The following is a 15,895-nucleotide window of genomic DNA, read 5'->3' on the forward strand; positions in this document are numbered from 1 at the left end:
CGGGCGACTATGACCTGATCGAGGCGAGTGCCGACGCGCTATACGCCGAGGCGGTGGCCGCCGACATACCGGTTAGCGCGGCGCCGTTACTGATCCATGCTCTTGACGACCCGGATGAAGTGGCCGCGGCGGATCTGCGCGCCACCGTCTATCTGCCCCTTCAGGCGTAACGACACCGAAGGGGCGTCGATCAGATATCGTCGCCGAGCTTTTCGCGTATCCTGGCGATCGATGCCGATGCCCTGCCTTTGCGTCGCTTAACCGCGTCGCGCGCCTCGTGATCGACTGGATTGCCGGGATCGGCACGAAGGATCGCCGGCTTGGCTATGCCGTCGACCCGGTTGCTCAGTTCGCTCATCGTCATTCTCCCGCGAACCCCGCAGGAGAACGAACGGGCGATCGGCCGCAACGGCTCCTCAGATCAGCCCGGCGAGCGGGCTCGACGGATCGGCATAGCGGCGCTTGCCCATGCGGCCGGCGCGATAGCTCAGCCGCCCCGCCTCGACCGCCGCCTTCATCGCCGCGGCCATCAGGATCGGGTCCTTGGCCTCGGCGATCGCGGTGTTCATCAGCACGCCGTCGCAGCCCAATTCCATCGCGCGCGCAGCATCGGATGCCTGCCCGACCCCGGCGTCGACCAGCACCGGGACAGTGGCGCCCTCGACGATCAGCCGGATCGTCACCTCGTTCTGGATCCCCAGCCCCGAGCCGATCGGCGCGCCCAGCGGCATGATCGCCACCGCACCGGCATCCTCCAGCCGCTTCGCCGCGATCGGATCGTCGACGCAATAGACCATCGGCAGGAAGCCTTCCTTGGCCAGCACCTCGGTCGCGCGCAGCGTCTCGACCATATCGGGGTAGAGCGTGCGCGCCTCGCCCAGCACCTCGAGCTTGACGAGATCCCAGCCCCCCGCCTCGCGCGCCAGCCGCAGCGTGCGGATCGCCTCCTCGGCGGTGAAGCAGCCCGCGGTATTGGGGAGGTAAGTGACCTTCTTGGGGTCGATGAAATCGGTCAGCATCGGCGCGGTGGGATCGCTGACGTTGACGCGGCGCACCGCAACGGTGACGATCTCCGCCCCCGACGCCTGGAGCGCGGCGGCATTCTGCGCGAAATCCTTGTACTTGCCGGTGCCGACGATCAGCCGCGAGCCGAAGGTGCGCCCCGCCACCGTCCAGGTGTCCTCGTCGAACGACGCGGCATGATCGCCGCCGCCGACGAAATGAACGATCTCCAGCTCGTCGCCGTCCTCGACCAGCACCGCGCCCAGCGTCGAGCGCGGCACGACCTCCAGATTGCGCTCGACCGCCACTTTCTCCGGCGCCAGCCCGAGTTCACTGGCGAGCCCGGCGAGCGAGAGGCCGGCCGTGACGCGGCGATGCTCGCCGTTCACGGTGATCGAGATGGTGCCGTCGGTGTGAGTCATGCCGCGCCATCTAGGGCCCAGACCCTTAGCCGGCAATGGTCTGGATCGCCCGGAGCAACCCGCTGGCAAGGAGCGCAGCGCAGACGCGTAGCAGTCGCTACGCGCAAGCAAGCGACGCCGTCCAGCAGGCTGCTCCGGGCGACCCCTTCGGGGCGGGCGGATTTTGGCGCCATGCGGCGTCGCGCGTCGATCACGATGCATGAGCATCGCTCTCTCCTTGCTCCTTGCCTGGCGCCAAAATCCGCTCCGTCCAGGCCGTTGCCGGCTAGGGGTCTGGGCCCTCGGGTTCAAATGCAATCAGGGCAACGCGGTGGCGGCAATGTTGCGCTCGGCGGCGTGCAATGCGAGAAGGCGCCGCGATGACCGGCCTTATCTATGTTCTCAACGGCCCCAACCTCAACCTGCTCGGCACGCGCGAGCCGGAAATCTACGGCCATGACACGCTCGACGATATCGCCGGGCGGCTGGAGGATCGCGCGCGCGAACTGGGGCTGGAGATCGACATGCGCCAGTCGAACCACGAGGGCCACCTCGTCGACTGGCTCCACGAGGCGCAGGCGCGCGATGCGCGCGCCGTGATCCTCAACGCCGCCGCCTTCACCCACACCTCGGTCGCGCTGCTCGATGCGATCAAGGCGGTGCGCACGCCGGTGATCGAGGTCCATCTGTCGAACCCTCACACGCGGGAGGAATTCCGCCATGTCTCTTTCGTCGGGCGCGCGGCGAAGGGCACGATCGCGGGGTTCGGCGCAACATCCTATATGCTCGCGCTTGAAGCGGCGGCGCGGTTCTGACAGAGCGCGCGCCCTGCACTTCCCAGGGGGGTTTTGGTCGCAATGGCTGACAATGAAGACAATAAGGGCGCGATGAAGGTCGATGTCGGGCTGGTGCGCCAGCTCGCCGAGCTCCTCGATACGACCCAGCTTACCGAGATCGAGGTCGAGGACGGCGATCGCAAGATACGCGTTGCGCGCAAGGTGAGCGCGGCGGCGGCACCGGCGGTGCATTATGCGCCCGCCCCGGCGGCGGCGCCCGTCGCGGCACCCGCGGCCGCAGCCGAAGCGCCGGCCGCCGCGCCGAGCCACGCCAATGCGGTGCGCTCGCCGATGGTCGGCACGGTCTATCTCGCCGCCGAGCCGGGCGCCGCGCCGTTCATCGCGGCCGGCACGCAGGTCAAGGCGGGCGACACCTTGCTGATCGTCGAGGCGATGAAGGTGATGAACCCGATCACCGCCCCGGCTGCCGGCACGGTGAAGGCCGTGCTGGTCGAAAACGGCCAGCCGGTCGAATTCGATCAGCCGCTCGTTGTCGTTGAGTGATCTTTAGCCCCGCCGTTCGGGCTGAGCTGGTCGAAGCCCTGTCCTTTCTTCCGATGAGGAAGGGCGGCCCTTCGACAGGCTCAGGGCGAACGGTGGGCATATAGGCTCTATTTTCCATGCCCCAGATCAAGAAACTGCTGATCGCCAACCGCGGCGAGATCGCGCTCCGCATCCATCGCGCCTGCCATGAGATGGGGATCAAGACCGTCGCGGTGCATTCCACCGCGGACGCCGATGCGATGCACGTCCGGCTGGCGGACGAGGCGATCTGCATCGGGCCGCCGGCGGCCGCCGATTCGTATCTCAACATCCCCAACATCATCTCCGCCGCGGAGATTTCGGGCGCGGATGCGATCCACCCCGGATACGGCTTCCTCTCGGAGAACGCCAAATTCGCCGAGATCGTCGAGGCGCACGGGCTGATCTTCGTCGGGCCGAAGCCCGAACATATCCGCATCATGGGCGACAAGGTCGCGGCCAAGCGCACCGCCGGCGCGCTCGGGCTGCCGCTCGTCCCGGGGTCGGACGGCGCGATCAGCGATGTCGAAGAGGCGAAGAAGCTCGCCGCGGAGATCGGCTATCCGGTGCTGATCAAGGCCGCGAGCGGCGGCGGCGGGCGCGGGATGAAGGTCGTGCCGAGCGAGGATCAGCTCGAAACGCTGATGCAGCAGGCGGGCAGCGAGGCCAAGGCGGCGTTCGGCGACGCGACCGTCTATATGGAGAAATATCTCGGCAACCCGCGCCACATCGAATTCCAGGTGTTCGGCGACGGCGAGGGCAATGCGATCCATCTGGGCGAGCGCGATTGCTCGCTCCAGCGCCGCCACCAGAAGGTGCTCGAGGAGGCCCCCTCCCCGGTCATCACCGAGGCCGAGCGCGAGCGGATGGGCGGGATCGTTTCCAAGGCGATGGCCGACATGGGCTATCGCGGCGCGGGGACGATCGAATTCCTGTGGGAAGACGGCGAGTTCTACTTCATCGAGATGAACACCCGGCTGCAGGTCGAACATCCGGTGACCGAGGCGGTGACCGGGCTCGATCTCGTCCGCGAACAGATCCGCATCGCCGAGGGGCATCCGCTCACCCTGCGCCAGCAGGACGTGCATATCCGCGGCCATGCGATCGAATGCCGCATCAACGCCGAGGATCCGCGCACCTTCGCCCCCTCGCCGGGGCTGGTGAAGCAATATCACGCGCCGGGCGGGATGCATGTCCGCGTCGATTCGGGGCTCTACGCCGGCTATAAGGTGCCGCCTTATTACGACAGCATGATCGCCAAGCTGATCGTCTACGGCACCACCCGGCAGGGCGCGCTGCGGCGGCTGCGCCGCGCGCTGGAGGAATTCGTCATCGAGGGGATGAAGACCACCATTCCGCTGCACCAGGCATTGCTCGACGATCCCGAATTCCAGCAGGGCCAATATACGATCAAATGGCTCGAGGAGTGGCTGGCGCGGCAGGGCGAATAGCCTCGTCGCGCCGCCCGCCCGCTTCGCCGCACCCGCAGTTCATGCGGATATCGGCATAGGTTATTGTTAATCATAAAATAACCGTCGTCGGCTGCCGGCGACGGACAGGGGTCGCATAACGCTCATCAGGAGATTTCGTTATGCGAAATTCGATCGGTCTTTCCGCCGCCATCTTGGCCGCCGCGATCGCGCCGGCCGCGGCGGACGCGGCGAACGTCATCCCGAGCAACTGGTCGTCCATCACCGCCCCGGTCGGTGACGGCGTGCTGCGCCCCGGTTCGCCCTGGGGGCCGGGCTCCAACGCGCCCGCGCTCGATAGGATCGTCGACGGCATATTCGCCCCCGAACAGCATCAGTGGAACAATGATTCCTTCTGGTGGGATCAGACGCAGACTGTCTCGCCTTATTATATCACGATCCAGCTCAACCACAGTTTCTCGTTCGACCGGCTCGTTTTGCAGGGCGACGACAATGACAATTATCTCGTCGAATATTGGAGCGGCGGCGCGTGGCATTCGGCGTTCACCGCCGCCGCGGTCAACAGCTTCGGGTTGATCACGCGCGACAGCGGCATCCTCCCGAGCTTCTCCACCGATCGCTTCCGCCTCTCCGCTTTCGGCGGCGATCAATATTATGCGATCTCCGAATTCCAGGCATTTGCCGGCGGCGGCGGCGTGCCCGAACCGGCAACCTGGGCGATGATGATCCTCGGCCTCGGCGCAATCGGCGCGGCGCTGCGGCGGCGACGCCCGGCGGCGACTGTTCGCTTCACCTGACCCCTTGCCTCTCCCGCGGCGCCGCGCGACGATGCGCGCGCGGCGCGGCTGGTGCCGTTCGGGGAGGCAAAGCATGTTCATCGGCCATTACGCGCCCGCCTTCGTCGCGGCGAGCAGCCCCAAATCGCCGCGGCTCGGCGCGTTGTTCGTCGCCGCCCAACTGGTCGACATCGCCTTCTTCGTCTTCGTGCTGGTCGGGGTGGAGCATATGCGCGCCGTTCCCGGCTTCACCGCGATGAACGCGATGGACCTTTACGACATGCCCTTCACCCACAGCCTGATCGGCGCGGCAGGGTTCGCCGCCGCCTGGGCGATCGGCACGCGATGGCTCGGCGGCGGCTGGCCGGCGGCGTGGATCGGCGCGGCGGTGGTGGTGTCGCACTGGCTGCTCGACTTTCTCGTCCACGCGCCCGACCTCACCTTGTTCGGATCCGGCCAGCGCTACGGGCTGGCATTGTGGAACCACCCGGCGATCGAAATCCCGCTCGAACTCGCGCTGACCTTCGGCGCGCTGCTGGTCTACCTCGCGCGTACCGAGGCGAAGGGGACCAGCGGGCGCATTTCGCCCGCGATCCTCGCGCTCGCATTGCTCGGGCTGCAGGCGTTCAACTGGCTCCAGCCGCAGCCGGCGGCGATCGTCGATCCGCTGCCCGCATCGCAGCCGGCGCTCGCGTTATTCGCTTATGCGCTGTTCGCCGCGCTCGCTTTCTGGGTGGCGCGGACGCGCGCGGTGAAGGGTGGACCGCGCGTCCGCCTCGTCTAAAATGCCAGCATGAAGGCAATCATCTGGCACAATCCGCGCTGCTCCAAGTCGCGCGAGGCACTCGCCCTGCTCAACGAAGCCGGGGTCGAGGTCACCATCGTCGAATATCTCAAATCACCGCCGACGCGCGACGAGCTCAAGCGCGTCTACGCGCGCGGCGGGATCGCGCCGCGCGACGCGATGCGCAAGGATGCACCCAAGTTCGCCGACAATGACGCCGCGCTCGACGCGATGGCCGCCGATTCCGCGCTGATCGAGCGCCCGGTGGTCGAAACCGAAAAGGGCGTCGTCATCGCCCGCCCGCCGGAAAAGGTGCGCGAGATTCTGTGAGGCCCCTTTTGTGCTCCCGCGAAGGCGGGGACACAAGGAGTTGTTCCGATCGGCTTTGCCTCGTAAGGCGCGGCGCATGACTCAGATCACGCCCGAGATCGTCGCCGAACACGGCCTGTCGCCGGAAGAATATGACCGCGTGCTCCACGCGCTGGGCCGCGAGCCCAATATGGTCGAGCTCGGCATCTTCTCGGTGATGTGGTCCGAGCATTGCAGCTACAAATCGAGCCGCATCCATCTGAAAAAGCTGCCGACCGAGGCGCCGTGGGTGATCTGCGGCCCGGGCGAGAACGCCGGCGTGATCGATATCGGCGACGGGCAGGCCGCGATCTTCAAGATGGAGAGCCACAACCACCCGAGCTATATCGAGCCCTATCAGGGCGCGGCGACCGGGGTGGGCGGCATCCTGCGCGACGTGTTCACGATGGGCGCGCGCCCGGTGGCGAACATGAACGCGCTGCGCTTCGGCCGACCCGATCACCCCAAGATGCGCCACCTGATTTCGGGCGTGGTCCACGGCATCGGCGGCTATGGCAATTGCGTCGGCGTCCCGACGGTCGGCGGCGAGGTCAATTTCCACCCGGCCTATGACGGCAATATCCTCGTCAACGCGATGACCGTGGGGGTCGCCGATACCGACAAGATCTTCTATTCGGCCGCGTCGGGCGTCGGCAATCCGATCGTCTATGTCGGCTCCAAGACCGGGCGCGACGGCATCCACGGCGCGACGATGGCCTCGGCCGATTTCTCCGAGGATTCGGAGGAGAAGCGCCCCACCGTCCAGGTCGGCGATCCCTTCACCGAGAAACTGCTGATCGAGGCGTGCCTCGAGCTCATGTCGTCCGACGCGATCGTCGCGATCCAGGACATGGGCGCGGCCGGGCTCACCTCGTCGAGCGTCGAGATGGCGTCGAAGGGCGGGGTCGGCATCGAGCTGGTGATGGACGACGTGCCGCAGCGCGAAACCGGCATGACGCCCTATGAGATGATGCTCTCCGAATCGCAGGAGCGCATGCTGATGGTGCTCAAGCCCGGCCGCGAGGGCGAGGCCGAGGCGATCTTCCGCAAATGGGAGCTCGATTTCGCGGTGATCGGGCATGTCACCGACACCGGGCGCATGGTGCTCAAGTGGAAGGGGGAGACGGTCTGCGACATCCCGCTTGGCCCGCTCGCCGACGAAGCCCCGCTCTATGATCGCCCGCACGTCCCCACCCCGCCGGCCAAGGCGCTGGTCGAGGTGCCCGAGAGCAAGGATATCGCCGCCGACCTACTGACGCTGATCGGCTCGCCCGATATCGCCAGCCGGCGGTGGATCTGGGAGCAATATGACCACATGGTCGGCGCCGATACGGCGCAGCGCCCCGGCGGCGACGCCGCGGTGGTGCGCGTCCACGGCACCGACAAGGGGCTGGCGATCTCGACCGATTGCACCCCGCGCTATTGCTTCGCCGACCCGATCGAAGGCGGCAAACAGGCGATTGCGGAAGCGTGGCGCAACCTCACCGCGGTCGGCGCGACCCCGCTCGCGGTGACCAATTGCCTCAATTTCGCCAACCCGCAGCGCCCCGAGATCATGGGGCAGATCGTCGGCTGTCTCGAGGGAATGGGCGAGGCGTGCCGCGCGCTCGATTTCCCGATCGTCTCGGGCAATGTCAGCCTCTACAACGAGAGCAAGGCGACCGGCGGCGGCTCGGCGATCCTGCCGACCCCGGCGATCGGCGGGGTCGGGCTGCTCAAGGACTGGAGCAAATCCGCGACGATCGCCTTCAAGGGATCGGGCGACGTGATCCTCGCGGTCGGCACGCGGCGCGGCGATCTCGGGCAGAGCCTGTGGCTGCGCGAATGCCATGGGCGCGAGGAAGGCCCGCCGCCGCGCGTCGATCTGGCGGCGGAAAAGGCCGCGGGCGATCTGATCCGCGGCGCGATTCTCGCCGGGCAGCTTTCGGCGGTGCATGACGTGTCCGACGGCGGCATCGCGGTGACGCTCGCCGAAATGGCGCTGGCCGGGGATATCGGCGCGATCATCGATCGCAAGCAGCCGTTCGGCTGCGCCGCTTCCTTCTTCGCCGAGGATCAGGGGGTCTATATCGTGACGGTGCACGATCATGCGCTGGCCGATTTCCTCCACAATGCGCTCGAAGCCGGGGTGGAAGCCGAGCCGCTCGGCCGCACCGGCGGCAAGCGGCTGATCTTCGAACGCCCCGATCGCGACGATGTGGTGACGCTCGACGCGCTGCGGACCGCGCACGAAGGCTTCTTCCCGCAACTGATGGGCGCGGCGTAAAGGACGCGGTCAAATAGCGTCCGGTCCCCGTTCGGGCGGAGCTTGTCGAAGCCCCGCCCTTTCTTCCTCGGAAGCAGGACAGCCCTTCGACAAGCTCAGGGCGAACGGAGGATAGCGGACGCGAACCTCGCAAAGGCGGGACAACCCTTGATCGCGTACCGTTGCCGGCGCAGACGGCGAGCATGATCCGCCGTTTCGCGCTTGCCGCCTTCGCCCTGCTGCTCACCGCCGGCCCAGCCGCCGCCGAGGATGCCGCCCAGCCCGATTTCTTCGCCGCGGCGATATGCCAGCCGCCTTATTCGTTCGACCATGCGACGACGCTCTACAATGCCGCGGAAAAGCTGACGAAGCCCGATATGTCGCTGTTCGGCGCGGCGGTTTATCACCTCCCGGCGGCGATCGCGCGCGACGGCTTCACCACGCAGGACATCTTGTTCGCCAATTCGGCATTCGGGGTGCTGATCGACGGCGACGTGGCGGCGAAGCTCGCCGAAACCTATCATCTCGCGCCGGAAAAGAGCCATTTGTTCGGCGCCTCGACCACCGGTTTCGCGCGGCAATTACCCGATGCCGAGCAGCCGATGAAGGCGATGGGGCTCGTCTCGCTCGTCGCGCGGCAGGGGCCGGGGCTCAAGGGCAAGACGATGCTGGCGTGCGAATTCGTCTCGCACGAGGATCGCGCCGGGCTCGAAGCGTTCGAGAAAGCCTCGGAGAAATAACCGGGCGCTTACGGCTCGGATAGAAAAGGGCGCCGGTCGTCTAGCGACCGACGCCCTTTTTCATCGACTCGATCGCCGACGCTCAATGCGCGTAGCGGAGCCGGCGGTTGCGGACGCGCAGCGTGCCGCCAATCGCGCCGAAGCCGAGGATCATCAGCGCCCAGGTCGCCGGCTCGGGCACCCCGCCGCCGATCTGGCTCAGGCCCTCGACGCGGAACTGCTTGGCCGTCGCGATCTGCGGATCGAAAGTGAACGATACGCTCTGGATGCCGGTGCCGCTCAGCGTGAACTGATTGTTGGCATTCTTCTTGGCCGAACAGATCACGCTGCAATTCCCCCCGGAGGTGAACAGCTCGACGCCGTTAACCCACATATTGAAGGTGAAAGCAGTGTCGTTCGAGAAGGCGAAGGTCAGATTGTCCCACGCCTTGGCGAAATCGACCGTCAGATTGGTCATCGTGCCGCTGATCGTGGCTTCACCGCCACCACCACCGCCAGTGATCGCATCGGTCGACGTGAAGGTGACGCTCGATCCGTCCTGATTGACGACCCCGCCCACGGTCGTCGAGTTGATCTGATTCTGGAAATGCACGCCGGTCTGCGCGCCGAACGTGCCGGTATCGAGCGTGAAACCGCCCGCGATAACCGGTGCTGCATATGCCTGCGGAATAGCCACAACGGCCGCCAAAGCGAGAGCGGTCGCCCCCGCACCCTTAATGTTCATGTCTCGTCTCCCAAAACGCGAATCGGTGGCGACCTCGCCCCACTGGTTTTTCCGTGGGCTGGAGACTCGGTTTAACAGGAAATTAACGACGTTTCAGTCGCCCATTTTTACAAGATTTTGCCTTTTGTACCATCGTGGAGCATGTCAGCGATGGCATTGGAACGGCTGTGGAATTCACACCGAATCGATAGACGTTACGGCGATGCGCTGCGCACCGGGATAAGCGAACAACAGGTCGCTCCCCGCCTCGGCATGAAGCTCCTCGCTTCCCGATATCATCACGCATTCGCCCGCGTGCCACGCGACCCCGCCGATCTCCCCGGCGCCCGCGATCGGCACCAGCCAGCCCGACACCCCGTCGGGCAAGGCGATCGCCCGCGCGCCCCCGGTCCACCGTTCGACCACGAATTTCGGCCCCTCGACCAGGATCGTCCGCCCCGGCGCGACCTCGCCCGGCATCGGCGGCGGCGACCAGGGTTCGAGATCGGCCACCGCCACTCCGTCGTCGAGGTGCAATTCGCGCGGGCGGCCGTAATCGTACAGCCGATAGGTGATGTCGATATTCTGCTGCACCTCGATCAGGGTCAGCCCGGCGCCGATCGCGTGAATCACCCCGGCGTGCGAATAATAGAAATCGCCCGCCTGCACTTTTTTCCAATCGAGCTTGTCCTCGATCGACCCGTCGAGCGCGCTGGCGCGCAATTCGTCGGCGGTCATCGGCGCCTTGGGCCCGATCGCGATCGTCGATGTCGGCTCGGCAGCGAGCACCACCCAGCATTCGTCCTTGCCGCGCGGCAGCCCGCGCTTGCGCGCCTCGGCATCCGACGGATGATCCTGCACCGACAATTTCTCGCTGGTGAACAGATATTTGATCAGCAGTTCCGGCGCCTCCGGGTGCGGTGACTGGAACCACACTTCGCCGATCGGCGCGCCCCCGGGGGCGGGATCGGGGAAACCGGGATAGAGCTGGTTCCGACCCCAGGGCTTCTCCACCCGTTTCGTCGCCAGCAAGGTCGCAGTCATAATCGTTCCCGAATAGCCCGTTGGACACGGTGCAAACGCGCGTCATGCGGATTGCGTTTCACCGTTGTTCGTCACTGCCCGCTTAGGCTAAAGGCTCGGTGAATGCGTACTTCTTTTCCTCGTTCGCTTGGCCTGGTGCTGGTCGCCGCGCTCGCCCTCCCGATCGCCGGCTGCGCGCGCAACCGCGCCAAGGGCGATTTGCCTTATGTCGCGCGCGACGTGGGCACCTTGTACACCGCCGCGAAGCACCGGCTCGAACAGCATCGCTACAAGGAGGCCGCCGCGCTGTTCGACGAGGTCGAGCGCCAGCATCCTTATTCGGTCTGGGCACGTCGCGCGCAGCTGATGGGGGCGTTCAGCCACTATCTCGCGCGCAGCTACACCGATGCGATCCAGTCCGCGCAGCGCTTCATCTCGGTGCACCCCGGCAACAAGGATGCGCCCTACGCTTATTATCTGATCGCGCTCTGCTATTACGAGCAGATCAGCGACGTGACGCGCGATCAGAAGATCAGCGCGCAGGCGCAGGACGCGCTGGGCGAGCTGATCCGCCGCTATCCCAATTCGCGCTACGCCGCCGACGCGCGGCTCAAGATCGATCTGGTGCGCGATCACCTTGCGGGCAAGGAAATGGAGATCGGTCGCTTCTACGAGCGGCGCGGCCAGTGGCTCGCGGCGACGCTGCGCTTCCGCAAGGTGGTGGATGATTACCAGACCACCACCCACACGCCCGAGGCGCTGATGCGGCTCACCGAGACCTATCTCGCGCTCGGCGTGCGCGGCGAGGCGGAAAAGGCCGCGGCGGTGCTCGGCGCCAATTATCCCGGCACCGACTGGTATGCGCGCGCCTATAAGCTGGTGAAGGAATATCCGCCGACGGCGATCGCGCCGCTCGCCCCGGGCCAGCTGGTCGTCCCCGTCGCGACCAAGCCCGCGGCGACCCCGGGCAGCGCGGCCCCCGCCGCGCCGACCGCAGAGCCGCCGGCCGCCCCGACCGCAGCCCCCACTCCGGCCCCCGCACCGGCGACGCCTTCGTCGGACGCGCCGAAGGCCTGACGGCATGACCCGGGCGCGGACCGCTGCCGCCCGGCTCGGCCCCGTGCCGCTGGAACATTGGCGATGCTGACCGCGCTGTCGATCCGCGACGTCGTGCTGATCGAGGCGCTCGACCTCGAATTCGGCCCCGGGCTCGGCGTGCTGACCGGCGAGACCGGCGCGGGCAAATCGATCCTGCTCGATTCGCTCGGGCTGGCGCTCGGCGCGCGCGCCGATAGCGCGCTGGTGCGCCACGGCGCGGCGCAGGCGGCCGTGACCGCGACCTTCGATCCCTCGCCCGCCGCGGAACAATTGCTCGACGCCAACGGCTTCGCGGTCGAGCCCGGCGAGCCGCTGATCATCCGCCGCATCGTCAAGGCCGACGGCGGCAGCCGCGCCTTCGTCAACGACCAGCCCGCCTCGGCCGGGCTGCTGCGCGAGCTGGGCGCGCTTCTGGTCGAGATCCATGGCCAGCACGACGAGCGCGGGCTGCTCGCCCCCGCCGGGCATCGCGCGCTGCTCGACGCTTACGGCCGGATCGACTCCGCCCCCGCCGCGGCGGCCTGGGCGGCGTGGCGCGCCGCCGAGGATGCGCTCGCCGCCGCGCACGCCGAGATCGACAACGCCGCGCGCGATCGCGAATGGCTCGAACATGCCGTCGCCGAGCTCGACGCGCTCGCCCCCGAGCCGGGCGAGGAACAGGCGCTGGCGGACAAGCGCCGCACGATGCAGCGCGCAGCGAAGATCGCCGACGATCTCTCGGCGATCGGCGCACATCTCGAAGGCAGCGAGGGCGCACTGTCGCATCTCAGGCAAGCGGCGCGGGTGCTCGAGCGCGTCGCCCCCGATCACGCCACGCTGGCCGAGGCGCTGGCGGCGATCGATCGTGCGCTGATCGAGGCGGGCACCGCCGAGGAGCGGCTGCACGATGCGCGGCTCGCGCTGGCCTATGATCCGCGCACGCTGGAAGATGACGAGGCGCGGCTGTTCGAGCTGCGCGGCCTTGCGCGCAAGCATCGCGTCCAGCCCGACGATCTCGCCGCGCTCGCCGATGAGCTGCGCGCGCGGCTCTTGCGGCTCAACGCCGGCGAGGAAGGCATCGTCACGCTCGAAGCCCGCGTCGCGGAGGCCGCCCGCGCTTATGACGCCGCCGCCGAGGCGCTCGGCGCGGCGCGCGCCGCCGCCGCCGCACGGCTCGACAAGGCGGTGGCGGGCGAGCTCGCGCCGCTCAAGCTCGATGCCGCGCGCTTCCGCACCGCGATCGCCCCCGCCGCGCGCGAGGCCTGGGGGCCGGCGGGCAAGGACCGCGTCGAGTTCGAGATCGCGACCAACCCGGGCGCGCCCTTCGCGCCGCTGATTCGCATCGCCAGCGGCGGCGAACTCTCGCGCTTCATCCTCGCGCTCAAGGTCGCGCTCGCGGCGGAGGGGAGCGCACGCACGATGGTATTCGACGAGATCGACCGCGGGGTCGGCGGCGCGGTCGCCTCGGCGATCGGCGAGCGGCTCGCGCGGCTCGCGGGGCAGGCACAATTGCTGGTGGTGACGCACAGCCCGCAGGTCGCGGCGCGCGGCGCGGCGCATCTGCTGATCGCCAAGAGCCACGACGGCATCGTCACCCGCACCGGCGTCACCACGCTCGGCGAAACCGAACGGCGCGAGGAAATCGCGCGTATGCTATCCGGCGCGACGATCACCGACGAGGCCCGCGCGCAGGCGGAAAGGTTACTGGAGGTCGCCTGATGGGATTGCATCACCACGGCCATGATCACGATCACCCGCACGACCACGGTCACGCGCACGATCATTCGCATGGTCACGGCCATTCGCACGGCCACGGGCACCACCACCACGCGCCGCCGATGCAATGGGATCGCGCCTTCGCGATCGGCATCGGGATGAACCTCGCCTATGTCGCGGCGGAAGGCGCGGCGGGCTTCATCACCGGATCGGTCGCGCTCATGGCCGATGCGGGGCATAATCTTTCTGACGTGCTCGGGCTCGCGGTGGCGTGGGGCGCGGCGGCGCTCGCCCGCGCGGCGCCGTCGAAGCGCTTCACTTATGGGCTCAAGGGATCGACGATCCTCGCCGCGCTCGCCAATGCGCTGCTGCTGCTCGTCGCGCTCGGCGCGATCGCGCTGGAGGCGGTGCAACGCTTCGGCGAGCCCGCGCCGGTGCCGGGGCTCACCGTCTCGATCGTCGCGGCGGTCGGGATCCTGATCAACGCCGGCACCGCGCTGATGTTCGCCTCGGGGCGCAAGGGCGACGTCAACATCCGCGGCGCCTATCTCCATATGGCGGCGGACGCGGCGGTCTCGGCCGGAGTGGTCGTGGCCGGCATCGTCATCTGGATGACGGGCGCGGCGTGGATCGATCCGGTGGTCAGCCTGGTGATCGCCGCGCTGATCTTCTGGCAGACCTGGGGAATGCTGCGCGAGACGGTGGAGATGTCGCTCGCCGCGGTGCCGCGCGGGATCGACTACGACGGGGTCGAGGCCGCGCTCGCCGCGCTGCCCGGGGTGCGCGAGGTGCATGATCTCCATATCTGGCCGATGTCGACCACCGAACCGGGGCTGACCGCGCACCTGCTGCTGCCCGACGGCCACCCCGGCGACGACTTCCTCTACGCGGCGCAAACGATGCTCCACGTCCGCTTCGGAATCGGCCATGCGACGATCCAGATCGAAACCGGCGCGGCCAGTTGCGGGCTGGCAAGCGCGGCGACGGTTTAGGACGCCCTCTCCTAGCTATTCCCCGTCATTCCCGCGAAGGCGGGAATCCATTCACGCTGTGGTTGCGGCTCGATTCGATAGGCCAGCCAGAATGGATCCCCGCCTTCGCGGGGATGACGGGTGGTTGGTTTGGTAAGGCACGCCCCGCCCCGATTGGCGTTCTATCCGCAACCGTCCTATGCCCTCCCCCACAACAACCAACCGGGTTCGCGGATCATGGCACAATCCTTCGCTTCTTCCCCTGCCCGCGCACGGATTGCGCGCGCCACTGTGGTTGCCGGCACGCTCGATATCCTCGCGGCGATCAGCCTCACCTTATTCTACGGCAAGCGTACCGTTTCGGAGATGCTGGCCTATGTCGCCTCCGGGCCGTTTCCCGGCGTCCCGGTACGCGGGCTGCCGGTCGCGCTGCTCGGGCTGGCGGTCCATTATGCGCTGATGGCGGTGATGGCGGCGGTCTATGTCCTCGTCGCCGATCGCGTGACCTGGCTGAAGCGCCAGCCGATCGTCGGCGGCGTCGGCTATGGCCTGATCACTTATGTGATGATGAACCTGATCGTCGTGCCGCTGCGGTTCGGCGCGATGCCCTCGACCCCCGCGGTGGTGACGCAATTGTTCTGCCATATCGTGCTGGTCGGGCTGCCGATCGCATTCATCGCGCGGCGGCGCTGACACGGGATCGTCGGCCTATCTCTTGCCGTCACGCCGGGCTCGACCCGGCATGACGATGAGCGTGTGAGTGTAGAAGAAGCCGAAGCGGGTTGAATGTCGATCGATCGTGAAAAGGCGGCGCCGGCGCGAATTGCGACGCTGGACGCGGTACGCGGGGTGGCGGTGATGGGCATCTTGCTGCTCAACATCGTTTCGTTCGCGCTGCCCGCTTATGCCTATGTCGACCCGCATTTCGCCGGCGGCGCGGAAGGCGCGAACTGGTGGAGCTGGGCGATCGTCTTCGTCCTCGCCGACGGCAAGATGCGCGGGCTGTTCACGATGCTGTTCGGCGCCTCGACGGTGCTCGTCGCCGAACGCGCGCTGGCGAGCGGCGAAAGCCCCGCGCGGGTCCATTATGCGCGCGCCGCGAGCCTGTTCGCGATCGGCCTCGTCCACGCTTATCTGATCTGGGCCGGCGACATATTGACGCTCTATGCCTTCTGCGGCGCGCTCGCCTTCGTCGCATGGCGCTGGCCGGTGCGCATGCTCGCGAGCCTCGGCGCGCTCCTGCTGCTGTGGCAGCTCGCGCTCGGCCTGCTCGTCTATAACGACACCCGCCGGTTCGAGGCGGCCGCCGCCACGCCCCACG

Annotated in this window: 17 protein-coding genes; 13 read left to right on the forward strand and 4 right to left on the reverse strand. The window is 67.5% G+C overall.

Annotation, left to right across the window (positions count from 1 at the left end):
• Window positions 1-190: 190 nt before the first annotated feature.
• Together BGN95_RS25055 and thiS are read right to left on the reverse strand one after the other, a co-directional pair.
• Window positions 191-409: a hypothetical protein gene (locus BGN95_RS25055; RefSeq protein ID WP_286774368.1), complete on the reverse strand. Its 219-nt coding sequence runs from the start codon at window positions 407-409 to the stop codon at window positions 191-193.
• A gap of 7 nt (window positions 410-416) precedes the next feature.
• On the reverse strand, window positions 417-1,424 hold the full coding sequence (gene thiS / locus BGN95_RS25060) for a sulfur carrier protein ThiS (protein ID WP_286774369.1): 1,008 nt from the start codon (window positions 1,422-1,424) through the stop codon (window positions 417-419).
• A gap of 359 nt (window positions 1,425-1,783) precedes the next feature.
• Between thiS and aroQ the strand changes: the two genes are divergently transcribed.
• The 8 genes from aroQ (at window position 1,784) to BGN95_RS25100 (ending at window position 9,084) form a co-directional block, all read left to right on the forward strand.
• Window positions 1,784-2,218, forward strand: a complete 435-nt coding sequence (gene aroQ / locus BGN95_RS25065) for a type II 3-dehydroquinate dehydratase (RefSeq protein WP_179513349.1) — start codon at window positions 1,784-1,786, stop codon at window positions 2,216-2,218.
• 42 nt (window positions 2,219-2,260) lie between these two features.
• On the forward strand, window positions 2,261-2,743 hold the full coding sequence (gene accB / locus BGN95_RS25070; protein WP_179513348.1) for an acetyl-CoA carboxylase biotin carboxyl carrier protein: 483 nt from the start codon (window positions 2,261-2,263) through the stop codon (window positions 2,741-2,743).
• Window positions 2,744-2,859: 116 nt separating this feature from the next.
• The gene (gene accC / locus BGN95_RS25075) at window positions 2,860-4,212 is read left to right on the forward strand and encodes an acetyl-CoA carboxylase biotin carboxylase subunit (RefSeq protein WP_265313850.1); all 1,353 of its coding nucleotides are present in this window, start codon (window positions 2,860-2,862) and stop codon (window positions 4,210-4,212) included.
• A 140-nt stretch (window positions 4,213-4,352) separates the two neighbouring features.
• The gene (locus BGN95_RS25080) at window positions 4,353-4,988 is read left to right on the forward strand and encodes a PEPxxWA-CTERM sorting domain-containing protein (protein WP_265313849.1); all 636 of its coding nucleotides are present in this window, start codon (window positions 4,353-4,355) and stop codon (window positions 4,986-4,988) included.
• Between the two features lie 73 nt (window positions 4,989-5,061).
• Window positions 5,062-5,751 carry a hypothetical protein gene (locus BGN95_RS25085; RefSeq protein WP_286774370.1) on the forward strand — a complete coding sequence of 230 codons (690 nt, stop codon included), beginning with the start codon at window positions 5,062-5,064 and terminating at the stop codon, window positions 5,749-5,751.
• A gap of 9 nt (window positions 5,752-5,760) precedes the next feature.
• Window positions 5,761-6,081, forward strand: a complete 321-nt coding sequence (gene arsC, locus BGN95_RS25090; RefSeq protein WP_179513344.1) for an arsenate reductase (glutaredoxin) — start codon at window positions 5,761-5,763, stop codon at window positions 6,079-6,081.
• A gap of 76 nt (window positions 6,082-6,157) precedes the next feature.
• Window positions 6,158-8,365: a phosphoribosylformylglycinamidine synthase subunit PurL gene (gene purL, locus BGN95_RS25095; protein WP_179513343.1), complete on the forward strand. Its 2,208-nt coding sequence runs from the start codon at window positions 6,158-6,160 to the stop codon at window positions 8,363-8,365.
• A gap of 182 nt (window positions 8,366-8,547) precedes the next feature.
• The gene (locus tag BGN95_RS25100; protein ID WP_265269344.1) at window positions 8,548-9,084 is read left to right on the forward strand and encodes a hypothetical protein; all 537 of its coding nucleotides are present in this window, start codon (window positions 8,548-8,550) and stop codon (window positions 9,082-9,084) included.
• A gap of 82 nt (window positions 9,085-9,166) precedes the next feature.
• Here the strand turns inward: BGN95_RS25100 and BGN95_RS25105 are convergent, their stop codons facing one another.
• Window positions 9,167-9,808: a PEPxxWA-CTERM sorting domain-containing protein gene (locus BGN95_RS25105; protein WP_179513341.1), complete on the reverse strand. Its 642-nt coding sequence runs from the start codon at window positions 9,806-9,808 to the stop codon at window positions 9,167-9,169.
• Between the two features lie 174 nt (window positions 9,809-9,982).
• A complete protein-coding gene (locus BGN95_RS25110; protein WP_179513340.1) occupies window positions 9,983-10,831 on the reverse strand; it encodes a class I mannose-6-phosphate isomerase in 849 nt (282 codons plus the stop codon).
• A 102-nt stretch (window positions 10,832-10,933) separates the two neighbouring features.
• Here BGN95_RS25110 and BGN95_RS25115 point away from each other — a divergent pair, with 102 nt between their 5' ends.
• The 5 genes from BGN95_RS25115 to BGN95_RS25135 all read left to right on the forward strand — a co-directional run.
• Window positions 10,934-11,887, forward strand: coding sequence for an outer membrane protein assembly factor BamD (locus BGN95_RS25115; RefSeq protein ID WP_179513339.1), 954 nt, complete (start codon window positions 10,934-10,936; stop codon window positions 11,885-11,887).
• Window positions 11,888-11,950: 63 nt separating this feature from the next.
• Window positions 11,951-13,606 carry a DNA repair protein RecN gene (gene recN / locus BGN95_RS25120; RefSeq protein WP_265313844.1) on the forward strand — a complete coding sequence of 552 codons (1,656 nt, stop codon included), beginning with the start codon at window positions 11,951-11,953 and terminating at the stop codon, window positions 13,604-13,606.
• Entirely contained in the window at window positions 13,606-14,595 is a 990-nt protein-coding gene (locus BGN95_RS25125) for a cation diffusion facilitator family transporter (protein ID WP_179513337.1), read from the forward strand. The genes recN and BGN95_RS25125 overlap by 1 nt, the downstream gene beginning before the upstream one ends.
• A 216-nt stretch (window positions 14,596-14,811) precedes the next feature.
• On the forward strand, window positions 14,812-15,267 hold the full coding sequence (locus BGN95_RS25130; RefSeq protein WP_179513336.1) for a hypothetical protein: 456 nt from the start codon (window positions 14,812-14,814) through the stop codon (window positions 15,265-15,267).
• A gap of 93 nt (window positions 15,268-15,360) precedes the next feature.
• Window positions 15,361-15,895: DUF418 domain-containing protein (locus BGN95_RS25135; RefSeq protein WP_502688353.1), on the forward strand; the 535-nt coding region annotated here is incomplete at its 3' end.

It is taken from the genome of Sphingomonas sp. 66-10, from assembly GCF_001897045.1.
Classification (GTDB): Bacteria; Pseudomonadota; Alphaproteobacteria; order Sphingomonadales; family Sphingomonadaceae; genus Sphingomonas; species Sphingomonas lycopersici.

Bases quoted from the DNA above. Each gene is read 5' to 3' on its own strand.
- thiS (WP_286774369.1), bottom strand. From the start codon at position 1,424: ATGACTCACACCGACGGCACCATCTCGATCACCGTGAACGGCGAGCAT.
- aroQ (WP_179513349.1), top strand. From the start codon at position 1,784: ATGACCGGCCTTATCTATGTTCTCAACGGCCCCAACCTCAACCTGCTC.
- accB (WP_179513348.1), top strand. From the start codon at position 2,261: ATGGCTGACAATGAAGACAATAAGGGCGCGATGAAGGTCGATGTCGGG.
- accC (WP_265313850.1), top strand. From the start codon at position 2,860: ATGCCCCAGATCAAGAAACTGCTGATCGCCAACCGCGGCGAGATCGCG.
- BGN95_RS25080 (WP_265313849.1), top strand. From the start codon at position 4,353: ATGCGAAATTCGATCGGTCTTTCCGCCGCCATCTTGGCCGCCGCGATC.
- BGN95_RS25085 (WP_286774370.1), top strand. From the start codon at position 5,062: ATGTTCATCGGCCATTACGCGCCCGCCTTCGTCGCGGCGAGCAGCCCC.
- arsC (WP_179513344.1), top strand. From the start codon at position 5,761: ATGAAGGCAATCATCTGGCACAATCCGCGCTGCTCCAAGTCGCGCGAG.
- purL (WP_179513343.1), top strand. From the start codon at position 6,158: ATGACTCAGATCACGCCCGAGATCGTCGCCGAACACGGCCTGTCGCCG.
- BGN95_RS25100 (WP_265269344.1), top strand. From the start codon at position 8,548: ATGATCCGCCGTTTCGCGCTTGCCGCCTTCGCCCTGCTGCTCACCGCC.
- BGN95_RS25105 (WP_179513341.1), bottom strand. From the start codon at position 9,808: ATGAACATTAAGGGTGCGGGGGCGACCGCTCTCGCTTTGGCGGCCGTT.
- BGN95_RS25110 (WP_179513340.1), bottom strand. From the start codon at position 10,831: ATGACTGCGACCTTGCTGGCGACGAAACGGGTGGAGAAGCCCTGGGGT.
- BGN95_RS25115 (WP_179513339.1), top strand. From the start codon at position 10,934: ATGCGTACTTCTTTTCCTCGTTCGCTTGGCCTGGTGCTGGTCGCCGCG.
- recN (WP_265313844.1), top strand. From the start codon at position 11,951: ATGCTGACCGCGCTGTCGATCCGCGACGTCGTGCTGATCGAGGCGCTC.
- BGN95_RS25125 (WP_179513337.1), top strand. From the start codon at position 13,606: ATGGGATTGCATCACCACGGCCATGATCACGATCACCCGCACGACCAC.
- BGN95_RS25130 (WP_179513336.1), top strand. From the start codon at position 14,812: ATGGCACAATCCTTCGCTTCTTCCCCTGCCCGCGCACGGATTGCGCGC.